Origin of the sequence: Pseudomonas japonica (assembly GCF_900188455.1) — a bacterium.
Classification (GTDB): Bacteria; Pseudomonadota; Gammaproteobacteria; order Pseudomonadales; family Pseudomonadaceae; genus Aquipseudomonas; species Aquipseudomonas japonica.
The window spans coordinates 85,112-110,154 of record NZ_FZOL01000017.1 but is presented as its reverse complement, the minus strand read 5'-3'; the positions used below and the strand labels follow the sequence as shown (position 1 = coordinate 110,154).

21 protein-coding genes are annotated in these 25,043 nt (G+C 65.2%); 12 read left to right on the top strand and 9 right to left on the bottom strand.

Going from position 1 to position 25,043, the window contains the following annotated elements; all coding sequences use genetic code 11:
- Positions 1–3 precede the first annotated feature (3 nt).
- Complete coding sequence (locus CHB99_RS19935; protein WP_042126892.1) at positions 4–1,152, bottom strand: KamA family radical SAM protein; 1,149 nt, start codon at positions 1,150–1,152, stop codon at positions 4–6.
- Positions 1,153–1,580: 428 nt separating this feature from the next.
- On the opposite strand from CHB99_RS19935, the gene CHB99_RS19930 reads away from it, so the two are divergent.
- The gene (locus CHB99_RS19930) at positions 1,581–2,312 is read left to right on the top strand and encodes an enoyl-CoA hydratase (RefSeq protein WP_042126894.1); all 732 of its coding nucleotides are present in this window, start codon (positions 1,581–1,583) and stop codon (positions 2,310–2,312) included.
- A 189-nt stretch (positions 2,313–2,501) separates the two neighbouring features.
- On the opposite strand, the gene CHB99_RS19925 is transcribed toward CHB99_RS19930, so the two are convergent.
- Entirely contained in the window at positions 2,502–3,809 is a 1,308-nt protein-coding gene (locus tag CHB99_RS19925) for a spinster family MFS transporter (RefSeq protein WP_042126896.1), read from the bottom strand.
- Entirely contained in the window at positions 3,806–4,786 is a 981-nt protein-coding gene (locus CHB99_RS19920; RefSeq protein WP_042126897.1) for a flavin reductase family protein, read from the bottom strand. Before CHB99_RS19920 ends, CHB99_RS19925 begins: the two co-directional genes overlap by 4 nt.
- Positions 4,787–4,935: 149 nt before the next feature.
- Between CHB99_RS19920 and CHB99_RS19915 the strand changes: the two genes are divergently transcribed.
- From CHB99_RS19915 to CHB99_RS19905, 3 genes are all read left to right on the top strand, one after another.
- A complete protein-coding gene (locus CHB99_RS19915; RefSeq protein ID WP_281177163.1) occupies positions 4,936–6,408 on the top strand; it encodes a coniferyl aldehyde dehydrogenase in 1,473 nt (490 codons plus the stop codon).
- A gap of 18 nt (positions 6,409–6,426) precedes the next feature.
- Complete coding sequence (locus tag CHB99_RS19910; protein WP_042126902.1) at positions 6,427–8,082, top strand: methyl-accepting chemotaxis protein; 1,656 nt, start codon at positions 6,427–6,429, stop codon at positions 8,080–8,082.
- 62 nt (positions 8,083–8,144) lie between these two features.
- Positions 8,145–9,677, top strand: coding sequence for an amidase (locus CHB99_RS19905; protein WP_042126903.1), 1,533 nt, complete (start codon positions 8,145–8,147; stop codon positions 9,675–9,677).
- 3 nt (positions 9,678–9,680) lie between these two features.
- On the opposite strand, the gene alkB is transcribed toward CHB99_RS19905, so the two are convergent.
- Positions 9,681–10,319 (bottom strand): DNA oxidative demethylase AlkB, encoded by a 639-nt coding sequence (alkB, locus tag CHB99_RS19900; RefSeq protein WP_042126905.1) that lies wholly within the window; start codon positions 10,317–10,319, stop codon positions 9,681–9,683.
- A gap of 583 nt (positions 10,320–10,902) precedes the next feature.
- A complete protein-coding gene (locus tag CHB99_RS19895; protein WP_042130316.1) occupies positions 10,903–11,802 on the bottom strand; it encodes a LysR substrate-binding domain-containing protein in 900 nt (299 codons plus the stop codon).
- Positions 11,803–11,915: 113 nt separating this feature from the next.
- Here CHB99_RS19895 and CHB99_RS19890 point away from each other — a divergent pair, with 113 nt between their 5' ends.
- Positions 11,916–12,524 (top strand): LysE family translocator, encoded by a 609-nt coding sequence (locus CHB99_RS19890; RefSeq protein WP_042130318.1) that lies wholly within the window; start codon positions 11,916–11,918, stop codon positions 12,522–12,524.
- A gap of 19 nt (positions 12,525–12,543) precedes the next feature.
- Here the strand turns inward: CHB99_RS19890 and CHB99_RS29850 are convergent, their stop codons facing one another.
- Positions 12,544–12,711: a DUF6026 family protein gene (locus CHB99_RS29850; RefSeq protein ID WP_167335892.1), complete on the bottom strand. Its 168-nt coding sequence runs from the start codon at positions 12,709–12,711 to the stop codon at positions 12,544–12,546.
- Positions 12,712–12,906: 195 nt separating this feature from the next.
- Here CHB99_RS29850 and gnd point away from each other — a divergent pair, with 195 nt between their 5' ends.
- The 4 genes from gnd to CHB99_RS19870 all read left to right on the top strand — a co-directional run bounded on the left by gnd (position 12,907) and on the right by CHB99_RS19870 (position 16,619).
- Positions 12,907–13,887 (top strand): phosphogluconate dehydrogenase (NAD(+)-dependent, decarboxylating), encoded by a 981-nt coding sequence (gene gnd / locus CHB99_RS19885; RefSeq protein WP_042130320.1) that lies wholly within the window; start codon positions 12,907–12,909, stop codon positions 13,885–13,887.
- Positions 13,884–15,386 carry a glucose-6-phosphate dehydrogenase gene (gene zwf / locus CHB99_RS19880; RefSeq protein WP_042130322.1) on the top strand — a complete coding sequence of 501 codons (1,503 nt, stop codon included), beginning with the start codon at positions 13,884–13,886 and terminating at the stop codon, positions 15,384–15,386. The genes gnd and zwf overlap by 4 nt, the downstream gene beginning before the upstream one ends.
- Positions 15,387–15,714: 328 nt before the next feature.
- Positions 15,715–16,170, top strand: coding sequence for a hypothetical protein (locus CHB99_RS19875; protein ID WP_141137314.1), 456 nt, complete (start codon positions 15,715–15,717; stop codon positions 16,168–16,170).
- Positions 16,171–16,190: 20 nt separating this feature from the next.
- Complete coding sequence (locus CHB99_RS19870) at positions 16,191–16,619, top strand: MarR family winged helix-turn-helix transcriptional regulator (RefSeq protein ID WP_042130327.1); 429 nt, start codon at positions 16,191–16,193, stop codon at positions 16,617–16,619.
- Here the strand turns inward: CHB99_RS19870 and mobA are convergent.
- The 3 genes from mobA to CHB99_RS19855 form a co-directional block, all read right to left on the bottom strand.
- Positions 16,605–17,201 carry a molybdenum cofactor guanylyltransferase MobA gene (mobA, locus tag CHB99_RS19865; RefSeq protein WP_042130329.1) on the bottom strand — a complete coding sequence of 199 codons (597 nt, stop codon included), beginning with the start codon at positions 17,199–17,201 and terminating at the stop codon, positions 16,605–16,607. The genes CHB99_RS19870 and mobA overlap by 15 nt on opposite strands.
- Positions 17,202–17,330: 129 nt before the next feature.
- Entirely contained in the window at positions 17,331–20,453 is a 3,123-nt protein-coding gene (locus tag CHB99_RS19860; protein ID WP_042130331.1) for an efflux RND transporter permease subunit, read from the bottom strand.
- Positions 20,454–20,464: 11 nt separating this feature from the next.
- The gene (locus CHB99_RS19855; protein ID WP_487379635.1) at positions 20,465–21,640 is read right to left on the bottom strand and encodes an efflux RND transporter periplasmic adaptor subunit; all 1,176 of its coding nucleotides are present in this window, start codon (positions 21,638–21,640) and stop codon (positions 20,465–20,467) included.
- A gap of 155 nt (positions 21,641–21,795) precedes the next feature.
- Between CHB99_RS19855 and CHB99_RS19850 the strand changes: the two genes are divergently transcribed.
- From CHB99_RS19850 to CHB99_RS19840, 3 genes are all read left to right on the top strand, one after another.
- Entirely contained in the window at positions 21,796–22,497 is a 702-nt protein-coding gene (locus tag CHB99_RS19850) for a response regulator (protein ID WP_042130334.1), read from the top strand.
- A gap of 9 nt (positions 22,498–22,506) precedes the next feature.
- A complete protein-coding gene (locus CHB99_RS19845; RefSeq protein WP_042130336.1) occupies positions 22,507–23,805 on the top strand; it encodes an ATP-binding protein in 1,299 nt (432 codons plus the stop codon).
- A 660-nt stretch (positions 23,806–24,465) separates the two neighbouring features.
- Positions 24,466–24,948, top strand: a complete 483-nt coding sequence (locus CHB99_RS19840; protein ID WP_042130363.1) for a CS1 type fimbrial major subunit — start codon at positions 24,466–24,468, stop codon at positions 24,946–24,948.
- The last annotated feature ends 95 nt before the right edge of the window (positions 24,949–25,043 follow it).

The following is a 25,043-nucleotide window of genomic DNA, read 5'->3' as shown; positions in this document are numbered from 1 at the left end:
TGTTTAGTTGTCGAGCCACTCGCAGGCGTCACCTTTCCAGTTTGTAAAGCGGTAGTAGCGCTTTCCGTCGCGATATTCAAACGTAGGCACAGGGTTTTCCTCATTGATCAGAGGTACGGTGAATTTACCTTCCGAGTGAGGCAATACATATTCTGGTAGCGCGATGTTCGATATGCGCCGCTTTAGCCTATTCATGATGGATAGCGCATCATTGATGCTGGCCTTGTAGACACCGGCACCAGGAGAGAATGGCATGAAGTGATACAAATAGTAGGGTTTTATGCCCAGGCGATAGAGCTCGATGAATAGCCGGTGGAGAGTTTCCTCCTTGTCGTTGATGCCCTTAAGAAATGGAGTATTTGCAAACACTAGTGGGACGACGCTCTGAAGCCTGCGCAGAGCGCTGGAAAATTCCTCGCTTAATTCCCAAGGGTGACACACATGTATGCCGAACGAGCTTAAGCGGTATCTCTGGAAAGTCTCGATCAGTTCATTGGTTATACGAAAAGGGTTGAATGTCAATGCGCGAGAGTGCAAGCGGATTAACAGATTTTCATTGACTGCACGAATAGCGGAAAGACTCTCCTCCAGTTTGCTATCAGTCAACATCAGAGGATCGCCTCCGCTCAGAATTACCTCTTCTATCTCCGGGTTGTGTCTGATGTAATCCAGTGACTCTTCAAACGAGTTGCGTTTGGCATTTTCCTTTTCTGTTTTTGGTTTTAAGGTTCGCAAAGCCTCGAAGCAAAACTGACAATAGGAATTGCACGTATTGGTAATGCGTAAAATTACTCTGTTTTGATATTTGTGCTGGCAGATGGGCGTCTTCATTTCATGGTTCAGTTCCCAGTTTTCCGATTCTCCATCGTATCCACCGACTGGCTCCTCAGCCCACAATGGAGCTACTTGTCGCCATAGTGGGTTGTCGCTAAGGTTTTTGGCCGTTTGATGGCTTTTAATAAGTTCAAGATAGTAGGGTGTTATCTGTAGTTTTTGCTTCGTAAGGTTTTTCTTTATGACGCTGATCTCTGATTTTCCCAATCCGCCCAAGGCATGACTTAGTGACAGTTCGTCCCGGCAAGCATTGCGCTGCTGCCAGCGCCAGTCAGTCCATTGATTATCTAACTCTGACGTATTTTTATTGATGATCATTAGAGTTGAAACTCCACATATCCCTGAAGAAAGAGTGTTGCGACCTTGGTGGTAGGAGCGCGCTGATCATCCTTACGACATAAATGGACTGAGTCAGCAGGGCTATTCTTGTCGAGCAGTAGGAAATATCCCGTAGCCAATAAGGACATTTCCTACTTTTTATGAATGCGCAGGTTTCCTTAGAGGGGCCGGGGAGTATGCATATTCAGAGGGTCCGAAACCTTGTTTCGCAGAGGAGTCGAGTAAATGCGTCGAACTCTCTCGTATCGCTTACAAAATTTCCGTTTTGACAGCCATGGTTTCTGAAATTTTTTCACCAGGACTTGGCTACCAAGCTGAAGCTGCAAGCAGACTTCTACTCAATCCGGACGTTTCCCCAACCCCTCCCGCCGGTTATAGCTACCCACCCCATAACCAGCGAGCCCACCATGACCGATATCCACACCCACGAAGACTCCGGCGTCCTCGTCATCACCTTCAACCGCGAAGCCAAGAAAAACGCCATCACCGTGGCCATGTACCAGACCCTGAGCGAAACCCTGCAACGCGCCGCGGATGACCCGCGGATCGCGGTGGTGCTGTTTCACGGCAGCGAGCAGGCATTTTCCGCCGGCAACGACCTGGGCGATTTTCTCAGCCAGCCGCCGGATAGCCTGGACGCCCCGGTCTGGCAGTTCCTGCGCACGCTCGCGGCTTTTCCGAAGCCGTTGGTGGCGGCGGTTTGCGGCGTCGCGGTAGGTATCGGTACGACCCTGTTGCTGCACTGCGACCTGGTTCACGCCGGCAGCAACGCCCGTTTCAGCCTGCCGTTCGTCAACCTGGGGCTGTGCCCGGAGGCGGGTTCCAGCCTGTTGCTACCACGTCTGTTCGGTTACCAACGTGCCGCCGAGGCGCTGCTGCTGGGTGATCCCTTCGATGCCGAGACGGCGGCAAGGGCCGGGCTGGTGAGCAAAGTGCTGGAACCTTCGCAGGTGCTGCAAAGCGCATTGACCCAGGCGCGCAAGCTGGCGAGCAAACCGCTGCAGGCGCTGATCGAGACCAAGCGCTTGCTGAAGAACGACGATGTCGTGGTGCGTATCGATGAGGAAGCCCGGGTCTTCATGCGCATGCTGGAGAGCGATGTGGCGCGTGAGGCGATTGCGGGTTTCAGGGGTAAGTAGAGGGGCGGGAGATCACATCAGGGTTGGCTGGTGACTGTCTTGAGACTTGCGGCGCTCTCCCGATCGATCACCTTATCTGCTGCGCCTGTGTCACTCCCGCGAGGACAGGTGAATGGAAGGCCTGCAAAGACTCGGAAAATCCTGGCGCAGGATTGTTGCGAATTCTGCAGGCTCCCCGAATAGACACCGCTAGCCCCCCTCGACCACCCGCCGCGAAGTCCGCACCAGCAAAAACACCGCCCCCAGTACCGGCAAACTCACCAGCAACAGGGCATAACGCAGCGAGTCCTGTCCGGCCACCGGCAGCAGCAGGTCGCTGAGCGACCCGGCCAGCAGCGGCCCGATACCGATGCCGAGCAAGGTGCTGACGATGGTCTGCAAGGCCATCGCTGTCCCCCGGCGATTGGCCGGCACCAGTTGGGTCACCAGGTTGTACGACGGCGCTACCCACCACACCGCGAAAAAGCTGTACAGCGCGCACCAGAGCATCGCCACCGGTACCGGCAGGCTGCCGAGGTGCAGCAGCAGGGTGTCCGGCCACAGCAGGTAGGTGGCCAGGGCCGACATCGCGGTGAGATGGCCGATGATCGGGATGGAAAACTGCCAATGCCCGGCGCGTCGGCTCAGGCGGTCGCTGAGCCAGCCACTGAACAGCCCGCCAACGCCCGCGGCAGTGCCGCAGATCACCCCGGCCAGCAAGCCCGCGTGCTGCAGCGACAAATCATGGGAGCGCACCAGGAAGCTGGTGTTCCACATGGCGATGGCATAGGAGCTGAGGGTGGTCAGCCCGCCGGCGAGAATCAGCTGCCGATAGGCCGGCAACCGCCACAGCCCACCAGCCTCGCGCAGCAGGCCAGGGGAGGGCGAGGGCTGGTGCGGTGTCAGATCCCAGCGTCCGCGCGGCGGATCACGCACGACGAACGCCAGCGCGGCGGCGAAAGCCAGGGCCGGTACGCCCAGGGCGATGAATGCGAAGCGCCAGCCGTGGTGCTCGACGACCCAGGCGCCGATGCTCAGGCCGATGATCGAGGAGAAGGTCGGTGCGGCGGTGAAGCAACTGATGGCGAAGGAACGCCGCTGCGGCGGATACAGGTCGGCGATCAGCGACAGCGAGGCCGAGGTGGTCGGCGATTCGCTCACCGCCACCAGCATCCGCGCGATGGCCAGCAGCACGAAGCTGCCGGCCACGCCGCAGGCCATGGTGGCCAGGGCCCAGAGCAGACAGGACAGCGCCAGCAGGCGAGTGCGCGACAGCCGATCCACCAGGCGCCCCGCCGGCAGCCCCGTCAGCGCATACACCGCGGCGAAAGCCAGCCCGGAAATCAGGCCCATGGCGGTGTCGCCAACGCCGAACTCGGCCTTCACCGGTTCGATCATCACCGCGAGGATCTGCCGGCCGACGAAGTTGTCGGCGAAGACCATGGCCAGCAGCAACAGCAGGCCATGGTCACGCCAGCCCGACGCCGCCGCGGGCAATGCCGGCGCGGCGGCGCTCATCGCGGCGCCCAGAGGTCGGGCAGGCCGGGGTCGCTGACCACGATCAGGCGCTTGAGCAGGACTTTCAGGGCCTGCGCATCGGCCTGGCCGAGCTTGGCGGTGAGTTCCTGTTCCACCACCTTGGCCAGGGCCACCTGCTGCAGCGAGGTCTCGCGCCCCTTGGCGGTGAGCACGAAGCGCAGGTCGTCGTCCTCGCCCTCGATCGCCACCAGTTGCTGGCGTTCGAGGAAGCGCATGCCGGCCAGGGTCACCACATGCCCGGTGTAGCTGACGAAGGTGTTGATCTCGGCGAGGTCGAGGTTGTCGCGGATGCACAGCACCGCGAGGATGAAGAACGCCTGCTCGTCCAGTTGCTGGTTGCACAGCAGCTGGCGCAGCAGGTTGAGCGCCTGGTAATGACCGCGTCCCAGCAGGTAGCCGAGCAGGTCCTCGGTGTAGCTGCATTCCGGTGGCGGGGTGGTCGCCAGGCGCAGTTCGTTGCGCGGCTTGCGTGTGGTCAGGGCGTACTGGCCGCTCTGGAAGGCCAGCGGTGCGCGGTCGCTGTGGTCGAAGGCAAGCACTTCGCCGACGAAGATCACATGGTCGCCGCCCTCGTACTGGAAGGCCGTGCGGCACTGGAAGCGCGCGGTGCAGTCCTGCAGCAGCGGCGCTTCGCTGATGCCGCGGTCCAGCTCGATCTCGGCGAACTTGTCCTCGCCCTGGGTGGCGAAGCGCCCGGAAAGGCGTTCCTGTTCGGTGGACAGCACATGCACGTTCCAGTGCTTGCCGCTGCTGAACACCGGCAGGCTGCGGGCCTGCTTGGACAGGCTCCAGAGCACCAGCGGCGGGTTCAGCGAGACCGAGTTGAAGCTGTTGGCGGTGATGCCCACCGGTGCGCCGTCCTCGCCCTGGGTGGTGATGATGGTCACGCCGGTGGTGAAGGTACCGAGCGCCGCGCGGAAGGCCTGGGGGTCGAAACTGAGGTGTTGTGTTGCCATGACTGGCCTCATGCAGTGGTTTTACCTGTGGCCAGTATTCGCCGCGACGAGGCGCCGAACATCGTCTCAACGGACTAACGCTTTTGCTCGATTCTCGTCCGATCGGACGAGGCGCGCCGGGGCTTCTGCCGGCAACGTGGACCTTGCGCATCGGGCGCTGCAAGAGCCACGACAATCGGCCAATTGCCAAGGGGGCAAGCATGAGTTCATCGATCCTCTCTTCACTGCTGGCGCGTCAGAAAGCCGCGTTCAATACCGCGGGAGCGGTGGATGCCGCCACCCGGCGGCGGCGCATCCAGCAGGTGATCGACCTGCTGGTGAACCACCACGCCGTGCTGACCGAGGCCATGGACACCGATTTCGGCGGCCGTCCCGCCGGTTTTTCCCTGATGAACGACATCCTCGGCGCGCTGGCCTCGCTCAAGCATGCGCGCGCGCACCTGGAGCAATGGATGCAGGACGAGCCCCGCGCGCCATTCCCGCCCTATGACCAGCTCGGCGCCGCCGCCTGGATCAAGTACCAGCCCAAGGGCACGGTGGGCATTCTCGGCACCTGGAACGCGCCGCTGTTCACCCTGTTCAGTCCGTTGGCTTCGGTGCTGGCGGCGGGCAACCGGGCGATTCTCAAGCCGTCGGAGGTCACCCCGCGCACCGCCGAGGTCCTCGCCCGCCTGTGCGACGAACACCTCGATCCGCTGGAAGTAGCGGTGGTCACCGGCGACACCGCGCTGGCCGAAGCCTTCACCGCGCAACCCTTCGATCACCTGGTGTTCACCGGCAGCACCGCCATAGGCCGTGCGGTGATGGCCAATGCCGCGCAGAACCTGGTGCCGGTGACTCTGGAACTGGGCGGCAAGTCGCCGGTGATCGTCTCGACCAGCGCCGATCTGGACCAGGCCGCTTTCAGCATCGCCGTGGCCAAGGCCACCAATGGCGGGCAGATCTGCATCAATCCGGATCTGCTGTATGTGCCGCGAATCTTGCTGGAACCTTTCCTCGCGGCGCTGCGCACGGCCTATGCCAGCCTGCACCCGAGCATCGCCGACAACCCGGATGTGGTGGCGGTGGTCAACCCGCGGCACCTGGCCCGGGTCGAGGGCTATATCGAGAATGCCCGGGCGCTGGGGGCGCGCATCGAGTCGCTGCCGCACGAGCTGCCGGCCAGCGCGGAGCAGCGCCGGCGTCCGCTGCGCCTGGTGATCGATCCCCCGGCGCACAGCCGCATCCTGCACGAGGAGATCTTCGGGCCGGCCATGGTCGTGCTCGGTTACGACGACCTCGGCGCGGTGATCGACGAGATCAATGCCCGACCCAGACCGCTGGCGCTTTACTATTTCGGCCAGGATCCCGACGAGCAGCGTCGCGTGCTGGACCACACCCTGTCCGGCGGCGTCACCCTCAACGACGTGATGCTGCACGCGGCCATGCACGACGCGCCGTTCGGCGGTGTCGGGGCCTCCGGGATGGGGCATTACCACGGCCGCGAAGGTTTCCTCGAATTCAGCCATATGCGCACGGTATTCAAGGCGCCGAGCCATGACCCGCGTCGCGAATGGGGGCTGCTGCCGCCCTATGGCGAGCATTTCCAGGCGGCCATGCTGGCCATGCTGACGTCCGACTGAGCCCGGCGAGGAATCACTGTGTTCAAGTCCATCACCATTGCCCAGCGCCTGTGGCTGTGGGCGCTGCTGGCCACCGCGCTGTTCGTTGCCGCGGTGGGCTTTGGCGTCTACGGCCTGCAACAGGCCCGCGACAGCCTGCGCACCATCAACGAAGACAACCTGGCGACCCTGCTGAGCTTCGGCGAGATCCAGCACCGCCTCGACGAAAGCCGGCGCCTGGCCCTGCTCGCCGTGCTGCATGACCCGGAAGGCCCGCTGATGGCGGCCTTCGACCGCTCGGTGGAGCTCACCCTGGGCAGCATCGACGCCAACAACCGCGAGCTGTCGCGGCTCTGGGGCGCTTACCGGCAGCGTCAGTTGAGTGCCGAGGAGCTGGCCGTGGCCACGGCATTCGACGAGCACTACGGCACCTGGAGCGAAGAACTGGGCATTCTCATGGAGTCGCTGCGCGCCGGGGATTTTCGCCTGCCGGGGATCATTTCCTTCCTGCGCGTGGCCGAGCCCGCCGGCAGCGCCGCCGGGGCCGAGCTGGGCAAGTTGCAGGCCCTGCAGCAGAGCGCGGCGGAACTGGCCTATGAAGCGGCGCAGCAGCGCTATCGCAACACGGTGCTGGCCTACCTGCTGCTGGGCGTGCTTGGCGTGGTGGCCGGCAGTGCCACCGCGCTCACCACCCTCACGCGTTTGCGCCGCGCATTCAGCCAGGCGGCCAGCAGCATGCAGGCCATCGCCGCCGGCGACCTGTCGCGGCAGATCGTGGTGCAGGGCAACGACGAATTCGGGCGCATGCTCGGCGATATCGTTGCCATGCGCGACAGCCTGCACGGGCTGATCTGGCAGATGCGCGAACTGGTGCAACGGGTCAGTCGCGAAGCCGCGCACCTGGCGGAGTCGGCGGAACTGGCCGCGCAGGCCACCCAGCAACAGGCGGAAGCGGTGCGCGGAATCTCCAGCGCGGTCGAACACCTGTCCGGCTCGATCGGCGAGGTGGAAACCCATGTCGGCGTATCCCGCGACATCACCCAGCATTCGGCGGGACGCTCGGGCAAGAGCGAGGGTTTCATCCGCGACATGGCCCAGGAGATGAACCGTATCAGCGATGTGATCAGCGACACCGCCGTGCATATTCACCAGCTGGAAGGTTTTTCCGACGAGATCAGCGACGTGCTCAACGTGATTCGCAATATCGCCGAGCAGACCAATCTGCTGGCCCTGAATGCCGCCATCGAGGCGGCCAGGGCAGGGGAGCAGGGCCGCGGTTTCGCCGTGGTGGCCGACGAGGTGCGCCTGCTGGCCCAGCGCACCGGGCGTTCCATCGGCGAGATCGACCTGACCGTGCAGCGCATCCAGGAAGGTACCCGCGCCGTCGTCGACGGCATGGGCCGGGTGGTGCTGCGGGTGCGTGACGGGGTCAACCTGGCCCACGAGGCCGGCGATTCCGTGGCGCAGATCCGCAGCGGCACCGATGACGTGATCCGCAGTGTCGATACCATCGCCACGGTGATCGACGAGCAGGTGCGGGTGACCCGCGAGATGGTGCTGCGGGTCGAGAACGTCTCGGCGGGCACCGGTGCGCTGTCGGCCAGCGCCGGGCGCAGTGCGCTGGCGGCGGCGGACCTGGAGCAACTGGCGCAGGCGCTGGATCGCTTGTCGGCGCGGTTCAATGTGGGCGGATGAATCCGCGCCTGCCAGGATTCGCGTCGCTTCCAATTATCAATAACGAGAAGGCTCAACCTCAGATGACCACCAGAATCCCTCGTCGCACCGTGCTCAAGGCCAGCGCCATCGCCGCCGGCGTCAGCCTGTTCGGCCGTTTCGCCCAGGCGGGCGAACTGTCCGCCGCCGACTACCAGTCCCTCGATGCCTGGGCCATGGCCGAGGCCGTGCGCCGTGGCGAACTCACGCCCGAGGCCCTGCTGAACGCAGCCCTGGCGCACAATGCCCTGGTCGATCCGCGGGTGCGCGCGGTGAACATGCTCCACGAGGACTACGCGCGCAACCTGCTGGCCCAGCGCCGTGCCGCCGGCCAGCAGGCCCAGGGCGCCCTGGCCGGGGTGCCGCTGCTGCTCAAGGACCTCAATACCTACCTGCAGGGCACGTCCACCAGCAACGGCAGCCGCCTGTTCAGGAACGCGCCGCCCGCCAGCCACACCAGCACCCTGATCGCCCGCTACGAGCGTGCCGGCGCGGTGCCGTTCGGCAAGACCACCTGCCCGGAATTCGGCCTGACCACCACCACCGAATCCCTGGCCTGGGGCCAGACCCGCAACCCGTGGAATGTCGGTCACAGCGCCGGCGGTTCTTCCGGTGGCGCGGCCGCCGCGGTGGCCGCCGGGATCGTGCCGGTGGCGCATGCCACCGATGGCGGTGGCTCGATCCGCATCCCGGCGTCCTATTGCGGCCTGGTCGGGCTCAAGCCCAGCCGCTATCGCACCCCCAGCGGCCCGGCGCATTTCGAGGGCTGGTTCGGTGCCAGCGTGGGCAACGTGGTGTCGCGCAGCCTGCGCGATACGGCACTGTTCCTCGATGCCGGGCACGGTCACGAACCGGGCAGCGCCTACTGGAGCGCGGCGCCGGAGCGTGCCTACGTCGAGGAACTCAAGCGCGATCCGGGCAAGCTGCGCATCGCCGTGGTCCGCCAGTCCCTGACCGGGGCACCGCTGGAACCGGCGATTGCCGCGACCCTGGAAAAGACCATCAAGCAACTGTCAGGTCTGGGGCACGAACTGGAGGAACTGACCCTGGGCGTCGATCCACGGCAACTGTTCGGCGCCCACGGCATGGTCATCGGCACCGCCTTGCTCAGCCTGGTCCACGACCGCGAACAGGCACTCGGTCACGCTGCCGGCGCCGATGACCTTGAACGCATCACCCGCGTGGTGCTGGAGCGCGCCCAGGGCGCCAAGGGCGAAGACCTGTACCGCGCCAGGCAGTCCTTCGAAAGCATTGGCGCGACTATGGAGAAACATTTCGAACGCTTCGACCTGATCCTCTCTCCGGTGACCGCCAACCTGACCCCGCAACTGGGCCTGCTCAGCCTCGACCAGGACTGGGAGACCTATGCCCGCCACGCCATGGGCAGCGCCAGCTTCACCGTGCTGGCCAATGTCAGCGGCCAGCCGGCGATTTCCCTGCCGCTGGGGGTGAGCGAAAACGGTCTGCCGGTGGGCATGATGTTCACCGCGCGGCTGGGCGGCGAGGGCACTCTGATCAGCCTGGCCAGCCAGCTGGAACAGGACACGCCATGGGCCGGGCGCCGGGCGCGGATCTGAGCATCAGCCGGCCTTGCGCAGGGTGAAGTTGATGCGCCGCGCGCCCAGCACGGGATGGCGGCCGTCCTGGAGCGGGAGGATACCGTGGAAGCGCAGGCGATCCTCGCCGCCCCAGACCATCACATCGCCGTGCTGCAGTGCCACCCGTTGCGTGCGCTCGGCCCGCGTGTGCCCGCCGAGCAGGAAGGTGGCCGGCAGGCCGAGGGAGACCGAGACGATCGGCTGGCTGAAGTCGCGCTCGTTGCGGTCCTGGTGCAGGGTCAGGCGGTTGCCGGGCAGGTAGCTGTTGATCAGGCAGGCGTCCGCGGTGAAGTCTTCGAAGCCGGCGCTGTGCGCGGCGCTGCGGGCCAGTTCCAGGAACACCTCGGGCAGCGCCGGCCAGGGCTTGCCGCTGAGCGGGTCGACGGGGCTGTAGCGGTAGCCGTGCAGGTCGCTGATCCAGCCCAGCTCGCCGCAGTTGGTCACCCGCACGGCAATGGTCCGCCCGCCGGGGGTGGTCATGTTGCGGAAGGGCGCGGCCAGGACGATCTGGCGCAGCGCCGGCAGCAGGCGCTCGAACCGGTCCAGGACGAAGCCGGGCAGGACCACGACCTGTTTGCCGAGCCAGTGGGGATCGCTGGAGGTGAAGAGTTCGGTTTGCATGGGGGGATGTTACAGCGGGTGTCCATGGCTGAAAAAGGTGTGGTGTGTTGGGGGGGCATCGCGGCAGCTATTTGATGGTTTGGCGGGAAACCGTATTGAGGCCGCCAGGTGCCGGTCTTGAGTCTTGCAGCGCTCTGGAGATCGAGCGCCGCCCGCGCGGCGCATCGCTGTGCATGACGATGTTTCTCTAGCGCCCTTGAGACCGAGCGCCGTCCGCACGGCGCTTCGCGAGCAAGCTCGCTCCCACAGTTTGTTGCAACGAACCTATGTCTGATAGACCGCCATTGACCGCTTTGTGTGTTCGACTCGATACCGAGTCGAACCCAACAGCCTCGCCGAAAAAACAAAGGCTGACAACCCAAATCCCACAGGCCATGGCGCGTTGCAACAAACTGTGGGAGCGAGCTTGCTCGCGAAGCGCCGTGTGGACGGCGCTCGATCTCAAGGGCACTAGAAGAGCATCGTCATGCACAGCGATGCGCCGCGCGGGCGGCGCTCGATCTCGAGGGCTCTGAATATGTTGAGGCGAGCACCAGTCAGCCTTGACGCGGTTCCCTGTCCAACCCGCGAAACCAGCGAAAACCTAAAGCACCGGCTCCGGCTTCTGCCCCAGCAGAAACTCCCCCAACCCCAGAATCGCGTCCTCCCAGGCACTGCCCTGCGGCCACACCAGGTAATAGCCATCCCCGGTGGCCACCGCCTGGCGAAACGGCAGGGCCAGCCGCCCATCGCGCAGATGCGTGCCGACCAGGGCCAGGTCGCCCACCGACACCCCATGCCCGGCCATCGCCGCGGCCATGCCCTGGTCCAGTGTGTCGAAACAGGCGCCGCGGTTCAGCTCGACAGGCCCGGCGAGCCCGCTGCCGTGCAGCCAGCGCGTCCAGTCGCGACGGTCGGCGGACGGATGCACCAGCGCCATGCGCGCCAGCCAGGCCGCATCCCACGGTCCTTCGCCCAGCAGCGACGGTGCGCAGATCGGAATCAGCCATTCCTCGAACAGCTTGCGGCACTTCACCCGTTCGCCGAACTGACCATTGCCCAGCAACACCGCGCAGTCATAGGGCTCGCTGGCGAAATCCACATTGTCCTGGTCCATCCACACGCTGGACAGCTGCACCAGGGTCCTGTCCTGGTGCTCGCGAAAACGCTCCAGGCAGCCCAGCAGCCAGTGCATGGTCAGGGTCGAGGGTGCCTTCAGGCGCAGTTGCCGCGCGGCGCCGCGAAACGGCTGGCAAGCCTGCTCGATCAGGCTGAAGCCGGCGCTGAGCTGCCTGGCCAGGCGCTGCCCGGCATCGGTCAGGCGCAGGCGCGGGCCATTGCGTTCGAACAGGCGGCAGCCGAGCTGCTCTTCCAGGCTGCGGATATGCCGGCTGATGGCGCTCTGGGTCAGCGCCAGTTCAGCGCCGGCGCGAGTGAAGGAGCAGGAGCGGGCGGCGACCTCGAAGGCACGCAGGGCGTAGAGCGGGGGCAGACGGTCGGCCATGGTGGAAGCGGGCTCATCATGAGTCGGAGTCATAGTAGGCCAGCGCATTTTGCGTTTTTCAAGGCACCCGGTGCGCCACACAATGCGCGCAATCAACGTGTCGAGAACCGAACATGAATACACCGCTGCTGATCGCCTACCTGGGCACTGTCATCCTGTTGATCGCCACCCCCGGGCCGGTGGTCCTGCTGGTGCTCGATGCCGCCAGCCGCTCGGGCACCGGCAGCGCCATCCGCACCGCGCTGGGGGCCAATGCCGCTTCGCTGATCCTGGTGGCCGCGGCCGCGGCGATACTCGCCGGCACCCTGGCGCTGAGCCCGCAGGTCCTGCAATGGGGCGCGCTGCTGGGCTGCCTGTTCATCGGCTGGCTGGGCTTCAGCGGGCTGCGCGACACCGGCACAGCGGAACAGGTCGCGACCGCCAGGGCCAACGGCTGGTGGCAGGGCTTTCTGATCGGCATCGCCAATCCCAAGGACATCCTGTTCTTCGTCGCCCTGTTTCCGCAGTTCATTCCGGTGACGGCGTCGTTCGGCACCAGCATCGGCCTGCTGGCGCTGCTCTGGCTGCTGGTCGACCTGGGGATCCTGGCGCTGTACATCGGCCTGATGCGCCACGCTCTGGCGCAACGCTACAAGGCAGGCATCGCGCGCCTGTCGGCGTGGCTGCTGTTGCTGCTGGCGGCGGTGGGGGTGGTGTACTGGTGTCGCTTGCTGCTGGCCTGAGCCAGCAGCGCGAGGGGATTCAGCGCGTGGCGGGATGACGCTGGGGCTGAGCCTGTTGCAGCAGCAGATTGAGACGCGCGACCTGCTCCTGGAGCTCGTCGCGTTCCTGCTTCAGGCGTTGCAGTTCGTCACGGCGAATCGAGACGTAGAGCGTCTGGGGCGGGCTTGCCGAGATCAGGGTTTGCATCGTGCACCTCACTAATGACTTGTCATACAACTGCAGCGTAGACGCTTGACGGGGCGCGATTCTGAATTCTTTTTCCGTCTGGTGGAACTTTTTTATTCGCCGCTGTCTCGCCGTTCGTCGTGAAACCATTGTCATCACCACTGGACTAACCTGTGGACCTGACGCGACATTTCATCCTTCGAACGGAGCATCGGCATGCAACTGGGAATCGTGGGGCTGGGCCGCATGGGCGGCAACATAGCGCGGCGCCTGATGCGCAACGGTCACCAGATGGTGGTGAGCGACCGTAATCAGGTGGCCATCGACGGGCTGGTGGTGGAGGGCGCGCAAGGCGCGGCGGACCTCCCGGAGCTGGTGCGGCAACTGCGCAAGCCGCGCGCGGTATGGGTGATGCTCCCGGCCGGCGAGCCGACCGAGCAGACCATCGCGCAACTGGCCGATCTGCTGGAGGCCGGCGACACGATCATCGACGGCGGCAACACCTTCTACAAGGACGATATCCGCCGTGCCGGCGAACTGGCCACGCGCAAGCTGCACTACGTCGATGTCGGTACTTCCGGCGGTGTCTGGGGCCTGGAGCGCGGCTACTGCATGATGATCGGTGGCGAACAGGCGGTGATCGAACGCCTCGATCCGCTGTTCGCCAGCCTTGCCCCGGGGCTCGGTGACATCCCCCGCACCCGCGGCCGCGAAGGCGAGCCGGGGCGCGCCGAACACGGCTATATCCATGCCGGTCCGGCCGGCGCCGGGCACTTCGTCAAGATGGTCCACAACGGCATCGAATACGGTCTGATGCAGGCCTACGCCGAGGGCTTCGACATCCTTCGCGGCAAGGCCGGCGAGGCGTTGCCGCAAGACCAGCGCTATGACCTGGATGTGGCACAGATCGCCGAGGTCTGGCGCCGCGGCAGCGTGGTCACCTCCTGGCTGCTCGACCTCACCGCCGACGCCCTCGCGGCCGATCCGCAACTGAGTCACTACAGCGGCGCGGTGGCCGACAGTGGCGAGGGCCGCTGGACCATCGATGCCGCGGTGGAGCAGGGCGTGCCGGCGCCGGTGCTGAGCAGCGCGCTGTTCGCCCGCTTCCGTTCGCAACAGCAGGCGGGCACCTACGGCGACAAGCTGCTGTCGGCGATGCGCTTCGGTTTCGGCGGCCATGTCGAGCGTCGCGAATGAATCCCTACAACGTCGAAACCGCGCCACCCTGCACCCTGTTCCTGTTCGGCGCCAATGGCGATCTGGTCAAGCGCCTGTTGATGCCAGCCCTGTACAACCTCAGTCGCGACGGCCTGCTGGACCGCAACCTGCGCATCGTCGGCGTCGACCACAATGCCGCCACCGGCGCCGAATTCGCCGAACGCCTCGCCGCCTTCATGCGCGAACGCGACAAGGCCGCGGCGGACAGCGCCCAGAGCCTCGATCCGAAACGCTGGGCACGCCTGGCGAAACGCATCGATTACCTCACCGGCGATTTCCTCGACCCCGACACCTATCAGGCCATCGCCAAGCACATCGGCAGGTCGCGCAACGGCAATGCGATCTTCTACCTGGCCACCGCGCCGCGCTTTTTCGCCGACGTGGTGCAGCGCCTGGGCGATGGCGGACTGCTCAATGAAACAGAGGGCTTTCGTCGGGTGGTGATCGAAAAGCCGTTCGGCTCCGACCTGGCCAGCGCCGAGCTGCTCAATGCCTGCCTGCTGCGGGTGATGAGCGAGAAGCAGATCTACCGGATCGATCATTACCTGGGCAAGGAGACGGTGCAGAACATCCTCGTCAGCCGCTTTTCCAACGGGCTGTTCGAGGCGTTCTGGAACAACCACTACATCGACCATGTGCAGATCACCGCGGCGGAAACCGTCGGTGTCGAGGAGCGCGCGGCCTTCTACGACCACACCGGCGCGCTGCGCGACATGGTGCCCAATCACCTGTTCCAGTTGCTGGCGATGGTCGCCATGGAGCCGCCGGCGGCGTTCGGCGCCGACGCGGTGCGCAGCGAGAAGGCCAAGGTGATCGGCGCGATCCGCCCCTGGTCGAAGGCCATGGCCCTGAAGAATTCGGTGCGCGGGCAGTACACCGAAGGCAGGCAGGGCAGGAAGAAACTCAAGGGCTATCGCGACGAACCCCGGGTGGCCGCGGATAGCCAGACGGAAACCTACGTCGCGCTGAAGGTGATGATCGACAACTGGCGTTGGGTCGGCGTGCCGTTCTACCTGCGTACCGGCAAGCGCATGAGCGTGCGCGATACCGAGATCGCCATCTGCTTCAAGCCGGCGCCCTACGCGCAGTTTCGCGACAGCGACGCCGAACGGCCCAAGCCCAACTACCTGAAGATCCAGATCCAGCCCAACGAGGGCATGTGGTTCGACCTGCAGGCCAAGCGTCCGGGGCCGGCCCTGGCGATGGAGAACGTCGAACTGGGTTTCGCCTACAAGGACTTCTTCAACATGCGCCCGGCCACCGGCTACGAAACCCTGATCTACGACTGCCTGATCGGCGACCAGACGCTGTTCCAGCGCGCGGACAACATCGAAAACGGCTGGCGCGCGGTGCAGCCGTTTCTCGATGCCTGGAAGGAGGGCGGTGAAGTCCATGCCTACGCGGCCGGCGAGGACGGCCCGGTGGCCGCGGACGAATTGCTCGCCCGCGAACGCCGGGTCTGGCACCGCCTTGGCTGAGTGACTTCGACCGGCCATCCATTCGGATGGCCGGGAAAGTTTTTCCTGCCTGCCCGCTGAACAGCCCGCCACGCGCGGGCTTGCGCGTTTCATTGACGCCATTTATTCGCCATCATAGCAACTAGCTATATTCCTTCGAATGGGGCAATCTTGCTGAAAATCGGACCCAGTTCACACTTCTGGATGTTTTGGAAGCTCTGAGTCTTTACTTTTTTCGCAAACCAATTAAGGCGTCTTTGCTATGGACAGCGTCAGGGCATTCGATGACAGGAACCTCGCCCGTCGACAACGTTTGCGTGCCTTGCATCTCCCGGGTCCGGCGTGCGCCATGAAAGGCCTGGACGTATCGCGCGGGGTGATGGTCCGCCGCCGCAACGCCGCTACGGCACTGGACTCCTTGCGCAGTAATCTGGCTTGTGAAGTCACTGACAACATCCTGTGCTCCCTGCCATTGTCCGCGGACTACGGCCTGTATCGGATGCTCAGGGCCGTGGCTGCCGGGGCCACCCTGGCGCACCTGGTCACAAACAGCGGGGCGGGGCTGCGGCACCGACAGATATCAAGGATGAACAACCTGTTTCCCAACGCCCGGATCCGCACTCTCCACGGCCTGCCCGTCGAACAACCCCTGAGCCTGGGACACTGCCGGGATGGTCTGTCCATCCGGCCGGTACCCGCGGCAATCACTGTCAAGACAACACTGCCCGGCACCGGCAGCGGACGCGTGGATTTCGTCCTGCCGCGGCGTTGGGCATGCAACGAGCAAAGAGGGGTGGCCGGATGATCGCCACCCGAGAGACGCCTATGGAAGAACCAACCTTCGATTTCGACAGAATGCTGTGCTTCACCCTGTATTCCACCGCCAATGCCATGGTCCGCGACTACGGCGAACCGCTGCGCCGGCATGGCGTGACCTACCCGCAATTGCTGGTGCTGATCGGCCTGTGGGGAGAGGACGACATGTCCATCAGCTCGCTCAGCGCGGTGACCCTGTTCGACCTCGGCACCCTGACGCCGATCATTCGCCGTCTCACCGATGCCGGGTTCATCACCGTCTATCTCGACCCTGGCGACCGGCGTCGGCGCAAGGTGCTGCTGACCGACAAGGGCAAGGCGCTGAAGCTGGAAGCGGCGCAACTGCTCGATTGCATGAACGGCAAGCTCGGTCTCGAACCGCAGAACCGCCAGCAGATGCTCGATACCTGCCGGCAGATCCGTTCACGACTGCGCTGAGGCGTCGTCGTCGAGGGCCTGCGGCGTATTGAAGTTGGTCAGCCGCGGATCGTCTTCGGCGCAATCCAGGGCCAGCAAGGGCCCGCCACGCAACACCCATGACAGACTGCGATCGCCACGTTCCCAGGCGGCTGAAAGCGTGCCTGCGAGTGTGCGCGGCAGCAGGCTGAACATCGGTTGCCAGTGCCCGGCCTGGCGCACCATGACCGGCGTGCGTGCCTCGCTGGCCAGGGCCAGGAGGGATTCCAGCAGGCTCCGGTCGACCCGTGGCGCGTCGCAGGCGAGGACCAGCAGCCAGTCATGGCGGGCGACCTGCAGCGCGGCGAGGACACCGGCCATCGGCCCCGGGAAATCCGCTTGCGCATCCTGCACCAGCGTATCGGCGTAAGGCCGGTAGGCCTCGATATTGCGGTTGCAGGAGATGATCAGGTCATCGCTGAGGGGCCGCACGGTCTTGTGCAGATGCGCGATCAGCGGCTCGCCGTGCCATTGCAGCAAACCCTTGTCCCGCCCGCCCATGCGCTGGCCGCGACCACCGGCCAGGATCAGGATGGAGCAGGAGGGCAGGGGCGTGGTGCTCATTGAATGGGGATTCCGTCTGTGGGCGGTCACCTTCCCATGATGGCACCCCGCTGTCGAGTGACCCGCACTCACCCCGTAGAAGCGTGGCTTGCCCGCGAAAGGACCGCAAAGCGGTCCCTGCCTCCCTTGTTACAGCGGATCCGCAAGCGCCTCGGCAGCCTTCTTGCGCTGATACCCGGTCACCCGCATCACCACCACGAAGAACACCGGCACGAACACCACCGCCAGCGTCGCGCTGAGCATCCCGCCGACCACCCCGGTGCCGATCGCCTGCTGGCTCGCCGAGCTGGCGCCGGTGGCGATGGCCAGCGGCACCACGCCGAGGATGAAGGCCAGCGAGGTCATGACGATCGGCCGCAGACGCAGGCGCGCGGCCTGGACCGTCGCGTCCAGCAGGTCATGCCCCTGATCCACCAGGCTTTTGGCGAACTCGATGATCAGGATGGCGTTCTTCGCCGACAGGCCGATCAGGGTGATCAGCCCCACCTTGAAGAACACATCGTTGGGCAGCCCGCGCAAGGTCACCGCCAGCACCGCGCCGAGAATCCCCAGCGGCACCACCAGCAGCACCGAGGTAGGGATCGACCAGCTTTCGTACAGCGCTGCCAGGCAGAGGAACACCACCAGCAAGGACAGGGCCATCAGCAACGGCGCCTGGCTGCCGGACAGCTTCTCCTGCAGGGACAGGCCGGTCCACTCCAGACCGAAACCGAGAGGCAGGTCGCCGACCAGACGCTCGATCTCGGCCATGGCTTCGCCGGAGCTGTGCCCCGGGGTCGGCTCACCGCTCACGGCAATCGCCGGATAGCCGTTGTAGCGGGTCAGTTGCACCGGCCCCGAGACCCACTGGGCGCGGGCGAAGGCGGCCAACGGGACCATCTTGCCGCTGCTGTTGCGCACGTGGATTTTCAGCAGGTCCTCGACCTGGCTGCGGCTGTCGCCTTCGGCCTGGACCACCACCCGCTGCATGCGGCCCTGGTTGGGGAAGTCGTTGACGTAGCTGGAACCCACCGCGGTATTCAGCACCGTGCCGATATCGGCGAACGACACGCCAAGGGCATTGGCCTGCTTGCGGTCGATCTCCAGTTGCACCTGCGGGCTTTCCGCCAGGGCGCTCTCGCGCACGTTGACCAGCACCGGGCTCTTCTGCGCGGCCGCGAGCAACTGGTCGCGCGCCGCCATCAGCCGGGCGTAGCCCAGGCCGCCACGGTCCTGCAGACGGAACTCGAAGCCGGTCGAGGTGCCCAGGCCGTCCACCGGTGGCGGCAGCACCGAATAGGCGATGGCGTTCTTGAACTGGCTGAAGGCGATCGTCGCGCGTTCGGCGATGGCCGCCGCGGCGTCATCGGCCGTGCGCTGCGACCAGTCCTTGAGGGTGGTGAACACCAGCGCGGCGTTCTGCCCGTTGCCGGAGAAGCTGAAGCCGAGGATCACCGTGGTGTCGCCCACGCCGGCTTCCTGGGCATTTTGCGCCTCGATCTGCGCCGCCACCTGTTCGGTACGCTCGCGACTGGCACCCGGCGGCAGTTGTACGTCGGTGATGGTGTAGCCCTGGTCCTCGGTGGGCAGGAACGACGACGGCAACTGGCTGAAGCTGAACACCAGCGCGGCGAACAGCAGGGCATAGACCAGCAGGTAGCGACCGCTGCGGGCGATGGCGTGGATGACCCAGCGCTGGTAGCCGTTGCTCAGCGCCTCGAAACGCCGGTTGAACCAGCCATACAGGCCGCGTCGCTCGTGGTGCTCGCCCTTGGCCACCGGCTTGAGCAGGGTGGCGCACAGGGCCGGGGTCAGGCTCAGGGCGAGGAACGCCGAGAACAGGATCGAGACCGCCATGGACATGGAGAACTGCTGGTAGATCACGCCGACCGAGCCGCTCATGAACGCCATCGGCAGGAACACCGCCACCAGCACCACGGTGATGCCGACGATGGCGCCGCTGATCTGGCCCATGGCCTTGCGCGTCGCCTCCTTCGGCGCCAGGCCTTCCTCCATCATGATGCGCTCGACGTTCTCCACCACGACGATGGCGTCGTCGACCAGGATGCCGATGGCCAGGACCATGCCGAACAGGGTCAGGACGTTGATCGAGAACCCCAGGGCGAGCATGGCGGCGAAGGTGCCCATCAGCGCCACCGGGACCACCAGGGTGGGGATCAGGGTGTAGCGGATGTTCTGCAGGAACAGCAGCATCACCAGGAACACCAGGACCATGGCTTCGCCGAGGGTGTGGATCACCTGGGTGATGGACACTTTCACGAAGGGCGAGGTGTCGTAGGGAATGGCGTACTTCGCGCCCGGCGGGAAGTAGCGCGACAGCTCGTCCATCTTCTCCCGGACCAGGGTCGCGGTCTGCATCGCGTTGGCCCCCGGCGCCAGTTGCACGCTGAAAGCGGTGGCGGCCTTGCCGTTGAGGCGGGTGCCGAACTGGTATTCCTGGCTGCCGATCTCGACCCGGGCGACATCGCCGATGGTGACGCTGGAGCCATCCTGGTTGGCGCGCAGGACGATGGCGGCGAATTCCTCGGGGCTCGACAGCTGGCCCTTGACCAGTACGTTGGCGGTGATTTCCTGTCCGGAGCGCCCCGGCAGATCGCCGATGCTGCCCGGCGCGACCTGGGCGTTCTGCGCGGCGATGGCGTTGTTGACGTCCTCGGGGGTGAGGTTGAAGCCGATCAGCTTCTGCGGATCGATCCACACCCGCATGGCACGTTCGGAGCCATACAGTTGCGCCTTGCCGACCCCGGGCAAGCGGCGGATCTCGTTCATCACGCTGCGCGCGAGAAAGTCGCTCAGGGCGGTCTCGTCCAGACGCGGGTCTTCCGAGCTGAGGGTCACCAGGAGGAGGAAGCCGGTGGACACTTTTTCCACCTGCAGACCCTGCTGGGTCACCGCCCGCGGCAGGCGTGACTCGACGATCTTCAGGCGGTTCTGCACGTCCACCTGGGCCAGTTCCGGGTTGGTCCCCGGCTCGAAGGTGGCGGTGATGGTGGCGCTGCCCAGGCTGCTCTGCGAGGAGAAGTACAGCAGGTGATCGGCGCCGTTGAGCTCCTGCTCGATCAGGCTGACCACGCTTTCATCCATGGTCTGAGCCGACGCGCCGGGATACACCGCGTAGATCTCCACCTGCGGCGGCGCGACGTTGGGGTACTGGGCCACGGGCAGCTTGGGCAGGGCCAGGGCACCGGCGAGAAGAATGAACAACGCGACCACCCAGGCAAAGACCGGGCGATCGATGAAGAACTGCGGCATGAATCAGGCCCTCACTGGCCGGTGGTGTTCTGAACGACGGACGAGGTGCCCGCATCGGTGCCGGTGACCTGCACCTGGTCGCCGGCCTTGACGTGCTGCAGGCCCTCGGTGACCACGCGATCACCCGGGGTCAGGCCTTCGCTGACGATCCAGCGGTTGTTCTGCGCGCTGCCGAGCACCACCGCGCGTTCGACGATGCGCTGCTCGCCATCCACCACCAGCACCCGTGGCAGGCCGGCGCTGTCACGCAGGATCGCCTGTTGCGGCACGCTGATGCCCTGGGGCTGGATCGCCTGCTCGACACGCACGCGGATGAAACTGCCCGGCAGCAGGTCGAGGTCCGGGTTGGGGAATTCGCTGCGCAGGGTGATCTGGCCGGTGCCCGGGTCGACGGCGATGTCGGAGAACAGCAGCTTGCCCGGCAGCGGGTAGGGCGTGCCGTCGTCCTGGATCAGGGTGACCCGGGCCTGGTCCTGGCCGACCTGCTGCAGCTCGCCGGCCCGCAGGGAGCGGCGCAGGGCGTTGATCTCGCGGGTCGACTGGGTGACATCGGCATGGATCGGGTCCAGTTGCTGGATGGTCGCCAGCGCCGTGGTCTCGTTCTGGCCTACCAGCGCGCCCTCGGTGACCAGGGCACGGCCAATGCGTCCGGAGATCGGCGCGGTGACCGTGGCGTAACCGAGATTGAGCCGAGCCCGTTCCACCGCCGCCTTGGCCGCGGCAACCTCGGCATCCGCCTGCATCGCCGCGGCGCGGGCGTTGTCACGGTCCTGGCGGCTGACCGCATTGATGGCGATCAGCTCGGCGTAGCGCTGGTCCTGCAAGCTGGCCTGATAGCGCGCCGCCTCGGCCTTGGCCAGGGTCGCGCGGGCACTGTCGTAGTCGGCCTGGAACGGCGCCGGGTCGATGCGGAACAGCACCTCGCCCTGTTTCACATCGCTGCCCTCGCGGTACTCGCGCTTGAGCACGACCCCGGCGACGCGCGCGCGCACTTCGGCGATGCGCGGCGCCTGGATGCGCCCGGACAACTCGCTGCTGATCGCCAGCGGCTGGATCCGCACGGTTTCCACCGAGACGTTCGGCGCGGGCATTTGCGCCTCTTCCGGGGCCTGGCCATCGCCGCAGGCGGCGAGCAGGAGGAGGGCGGCGGCGAGGGGGAGCAGGCGGGCGGGACTCGAGGGCAACATACGCTTCTTCCATAAATGACCGACGCATGGTACGCAGGCGCGGCGCCAGTCGCTGTGAAGCTGTGTAGAGTGTCTGTTAAAAAGTGTAAGGAAATAACTTCTTACCTTGGCCGGTTCTATATCCTGCCGACTTTCCCTGTCCTGCACATCCAGCCATGCCCAACATCCTTCTGGTCGAAGACGACTGCGCCCTGTCCGAGCTGATCGCCAGCTATCTGCAACGCAATGGTTTCACCGTCAGCGTCATCGCCCGCGGCGACCTGGCGCTGGAACAGGTGCGCCGCGACCGGCCCGACCTGGTGATCCTCGACCTGATGCTCCCCGGCCTCGACGGCCTGCAGGTCTGCCGGCGCCTGCGCGGCGAATCGCAGACCCTGCCGATTCTCATGCTCACCGCCCGTGACGACAGCCATGATCAGGTCCTGGGCCTGGAAATGGGCGCCGACGACTACGTGGCCAAACCCTGCGAGCCGCGGGTACTGCTGGCCCGGGTGCGGACCTTGCTGCGCCGCAGCAGCGTCGCCGAACCGCACCTGGAGAGCGATCGCATCGCCATCGGCGCGCTGTGCATCGACCTCGCCGAACGCACCGTGCTCTGGCGCGCCATGCCGGTGGAGCTGTCCAGCGGCGAGTTCAACCTGCTGGTGGTCCTGGCGCGCAATGCTGGCACGGTGCTCAGCCGTGACCATATCCTCCAGCACCTGCGCGGCATCGAGTTCAACGGCACCGACCGCTCGGTGGACGTGGCGATATCCAAACTGCGCCGCAAGTTCGACGACAACGCCGGCGAAGCGCGCAAGATCAAGACCGTCTGGGGCAAGGGCTATCTGTTCAGCCGCATGGAATGGGAGGTCTGAGGCCCGAGCATGCTGAAGATCCTCGTTCGCCTGTACCTGCTGACCATCATCGCCTACGGCGGGGCGCTGTTCCTGGTGCCGGAGCTGATCCTCAACGTCTTCAACGAACGCTATGTCGTCTACAACCTGGAGCAGGCCCGGGGCGTGCAGAGCCTGATCGTCAAGGAGTTCCGCCGCACGCCGGAGAGTGAATGGCCGCGGGTGGCGAAGGCGCTCGCCGACGATTTCGCGCCACTGGCCATCGAACTGCTGCCGCGTGCCGACCCATCATTGAGCGACACCGAGCGCCAGCACCTGGATGCCGGGCAGAACGTCGTCCGCCTGGGTGACTGGGGTTACTACGAAACCGCCATCGCGCCGCTCAGCGAGCAGTGGCTGGTGGCCTTGAGCACCCCGCCGGACCCGTTCGACATCAACCTGCTGTCCTGGGGCATCACCGTGCTGATCGGCGCGGCGGTGCTTGGCTGCCTGCTGCTCTGGCTATGGCCGCACTGGCGCGACCTGCAGCGGCTCAAGGCCACCGCGCAATTGCTCGGCCAGGGGCATCTGTCGGAGCGCACGCTGATTTCCCCGCGGTCCAACATCGGCGCGCTGGCGGCGGTGTTCGACACCATGGCCCAGGACCTGGAACAACTGCTGACCCAGCAGCGCGAGTTGCTCAACGCCGTGTCCCATGAGCTGCGCACGCCCTTGACCCGCCTGGACTTCGGCCTGGTGCTGCTCTATGACGAGCTGCCGGCGGCCAGTCGCAAGCGCCTGATGCAACTGGTCGGGCACGTCCGCGAGCTGGATGAACTGGTGCTGGAACTGCTGTCGTACAGCCGCCTGCAGACGCCTGGGCAGGTGGTCGAGCGGGTCGAGGTGTCGCTGCTGGAATTCATCGACAGCATCCTTGGCAGCTTCGCCGAGGAGCTGGACGGCCGCGGGGTGTGCTGGGAGGTGCGTGGCGGCGCCGAACTGCAGCGTTTTGCGCTGGACCCGCGGCTGACCGCGCGCGCCGTGCAGAACCTGATCCGCAATGCCATGCGCTACTGCGACCGGCGGCTGCTGCTGGAACTGAGCCAGGACAGCCAGGGCAACTGCCTGATCAGTGTCGAGGACGACGGCATCGGCATTCCCGAGCATGAGCGGGAGCAGATCTTCCAGCCGTTCTATCGCCTGGACCGCAGCCGCGACCGCGCCACCGGCGGCTTCGGCCTCGGGCTGGCGATCAGCCGGCGGGTGATCGAGAGCCAGGGCGGGCGGCTCGATGTCGGCCAGTCGGCGCTGGGTGGGGCGCGGTTCGGTATTTTTCTGCCGCGGCGGTGAGGGGCGCATGTCGGCCGCTTTCCAGCGGTCTTGAGATCGAGCGCCGTCCGCGCGGCGCATCGCGAGCACGCTCGCTCCTACATTTTTTGCAACGTGCCATGGCCTGTGGGATAGGCGTTGCCAGCCTTTGGCGCTTGGCGATTTATCGCGGGGAAGCTGTTGGGGTCGACGCGATACCGCGTCGTGCAAACAAGGCGGTCAACCATGGCCTGTCAGGCATAGGCACGTTGCAAAAAATGTAGGAGCGAGCGTGCTCGCGATGCGCCGCGCGGGCGGCGCTCGATCTGGAGGGCGCTACAACACTCAAGACAGGCGCCTGGCGGCCTTGATGCGGTTCCCGGCAGGCCTCAAAGATGTGTAGATACCTATGACCTGTAGGGTGGCTTGCCCGCGATGCGCCGCGCAGGCGGCGCTCGATTTCCCCCAACCTCAAGACAAACAATTCAGACCCCTCCCACAACCCAGCCACCCGCCGACCCCAGCCTGTCAATAAGCCCGTTGGGAAATTTCCCTGCCTCGCTGGGACACGTCTGATGTAAGCCATTTCCCTGGTCACGAATAATCCGCCTCGCTCACCGAGACATCCGCCAAGTCCTCAGCATTCGGCGATGTTCTCTGTGGAATCCGCGAATTTTTCGTTACTCAACAAGGAAATTGGTCATGAAATACAGCGTTCTCGCACTTCCCCTGGCACTGATGATGGCGGCGGGTACCGCCCAGGCCGCCGATCCGATCGAGAAGCAGGTCACCGTGACCGCGACCATCCCGACCGAGAGCTTCTACGTCGAGCCCGTGGGCGGCAACTGGATGAACGAACCCCAGGACATGGCCTGGAACTCGTTCCAGCAAACCCTGCAGCCGATCCGCAAGCAGCTCCAGGTGCGCAGCACCACCGGGCCGATCTCGGCCTACCTGCTCAACCCGGCGACCATCACCAGCGGCGCCGACACCATCGGCCTGAATGTCAGCGTGGCGGGCAAGGTCCTGACCCTCACCTCGTCCGAGGTGGTCAGCGAGGAGCAGGCGGCCCCTGGCAGCATCGTCGGTTTCGAAGTCGCCGCGCAGACCGCCGGCGCCGGCGGCTACACCCCGGGCAACTACCTCGGCGTGGTCAACATGATGTTCGAAACCACCACCGAGTAAGCCAGGGCTCGTTCCCTTCTCCTTCCGATCGTCTCCGGGCCGGCGCTCCCCATGCCGGTTCCGGGGGGGATTGGTGCCGTTTTCATCTGTGAGCA

What these genes read in the sequence shown, in the direction of transcription:
- CHB99_RS19935 (WP_042126892.1), bottom strand. Translation starts at nt 1,152, where the DNA reads ATGATCATCAATAAAAATACGTCAGAGTTAGATAATCAATGGACTGAC.
- CHB99_RS19930 (WP_042126894.1), top strand. Translation starts at nt 1,581, where the DNA reads ATGACCGATATCCACACCCACGAAGACTCCGGCGTCCTCGTCATCACC.
- CHB99_RS19925 (WP_042126896.1), bottom strand. Translation starts at nt 3,809, where the DNA reads ATGAGCGCCGCCGCGCCGGCATTGCCCGCGGCGGCGTCGGGCTGGCGT.
- CHB99_RS19920 (WP_042126897.1), bottom strand. Translation starts at nt 4,786, where the DNA reads ATGGCAACACAACACCTCAGTTTCGACCCCCAGGCCTTCCGCGCGGCG.
- CHB99_RS19905 (WP_042126903.1), top strand. Translation starts at nt 8,145, where the DNA reads ATGACCACCAGAATCCCTCGTCGCACCGTGCTCAAGGCCAGCGCCATC.
- alkB (WP_042126905.1), bottom strand. Translation starts at nt 10,319, where the DNA reads ATGCAAACCGAACTCTTCACCTCCAGCGATCCCCACTGGCTCGGCAAA.
- CHB99_RS19895 (WP_042130316.1), bottom strand. Translation starts at nt 11,802, where the DNA reads ATGGCCGACCGTCTGCCCCCGCTCTACGCCCTGCGTGCCTTCGAGGTC.
- CHB99_RS19890 (WP_042130318.1), top strand. Translation starts at nt 11,916, where the DNA reads ATGAATACACCGCTGCTGATCGCCTACCTGGGCACTGTCATCCTGTTG.
- CHB99_RS29850 (WP_167335892.1), bottom strand. Translation starts at nt 12,711, where the DNA reads ATGCAAACCCTGATCTCGGCAAGCCCGCCCCAGACGCTCTACGTCTCG.
- gnd (WP_042130320.1), top strand. Translation starts at nt 12,907, where the DNA reads ATGCAACTGGGAATCGTGGGGCTGGGCCGCATGGGCGGCAACATAGCG.
- zwf (WP_042130322.1), top strand. Translation starts at nt 13,884, where the DNA reads ATGAATCCCTACAACGTCGAAACCGCGCCACCCTGCACCCTGTTCCTG.
- CHB99_RS19875 (WP_141137314.1), top strand. Translation starts at nt 15,715, where the DNA reads ATGAAAGGCCTGGACGTATCGCGCGGGGTGATGGTCCGCCGCCGCAAC.
- CHB99_RS19870 (WP_042130327.1), top strand. Translation starts at nt 16,191, where the DNA reads ATGGAAGAACCAACCTTCGATTTCGACAGAATGCTGTGCTTCACCCTG.
- mobA (WP_042130329.1), bottom strand. Translation starts at nt 17,201, where the DNA reads ATGAGCACCACGCCCCTGCCCTCCTGCTCCATCCTGATCCTGGCCGGT.
- CHB99_RS19860 (WP_042130331.1), bottom strand. Translation starts at nt 20,453, where the DNA reads ATGCCGCAGTTCTTCATCGATCGCCCGGTCTTTGCCTGGGTGGTCGCG.
- CHB99_RS19855 (WP_487379635.1), bottom strand. Translation starts at nt 21,640, where the DNA reads ATGTTGCCCTCGAGTCCCGCCCGCCTGCTCCCCCTCGCCGCCGCCCTC.
- CHB99_RS19850 (WP_042130334.1), top strand. Translation starts at nt 21,796, where the DNA reads ATGCCCAACATCCTTCTGGTCGAAGACGACTGCGCCCTGTCCGAGCTG.
- CHB99_RS19845 (WP_042130336.1), top strand. Translation starts at nt 22,507, where the DNA reads ATGCTGAAGATCCTCGTTCGCCTGTACCTGCTGACCATCATCGCCTAC.
- CHB99_RS19840 (WP_042130363.1), top strand. Translation starts at nt 24,466, where the DNA reads ATGAAATACAGCGTTCTCGCACTTCCCCTGGCACTGATGATGGCGGCG.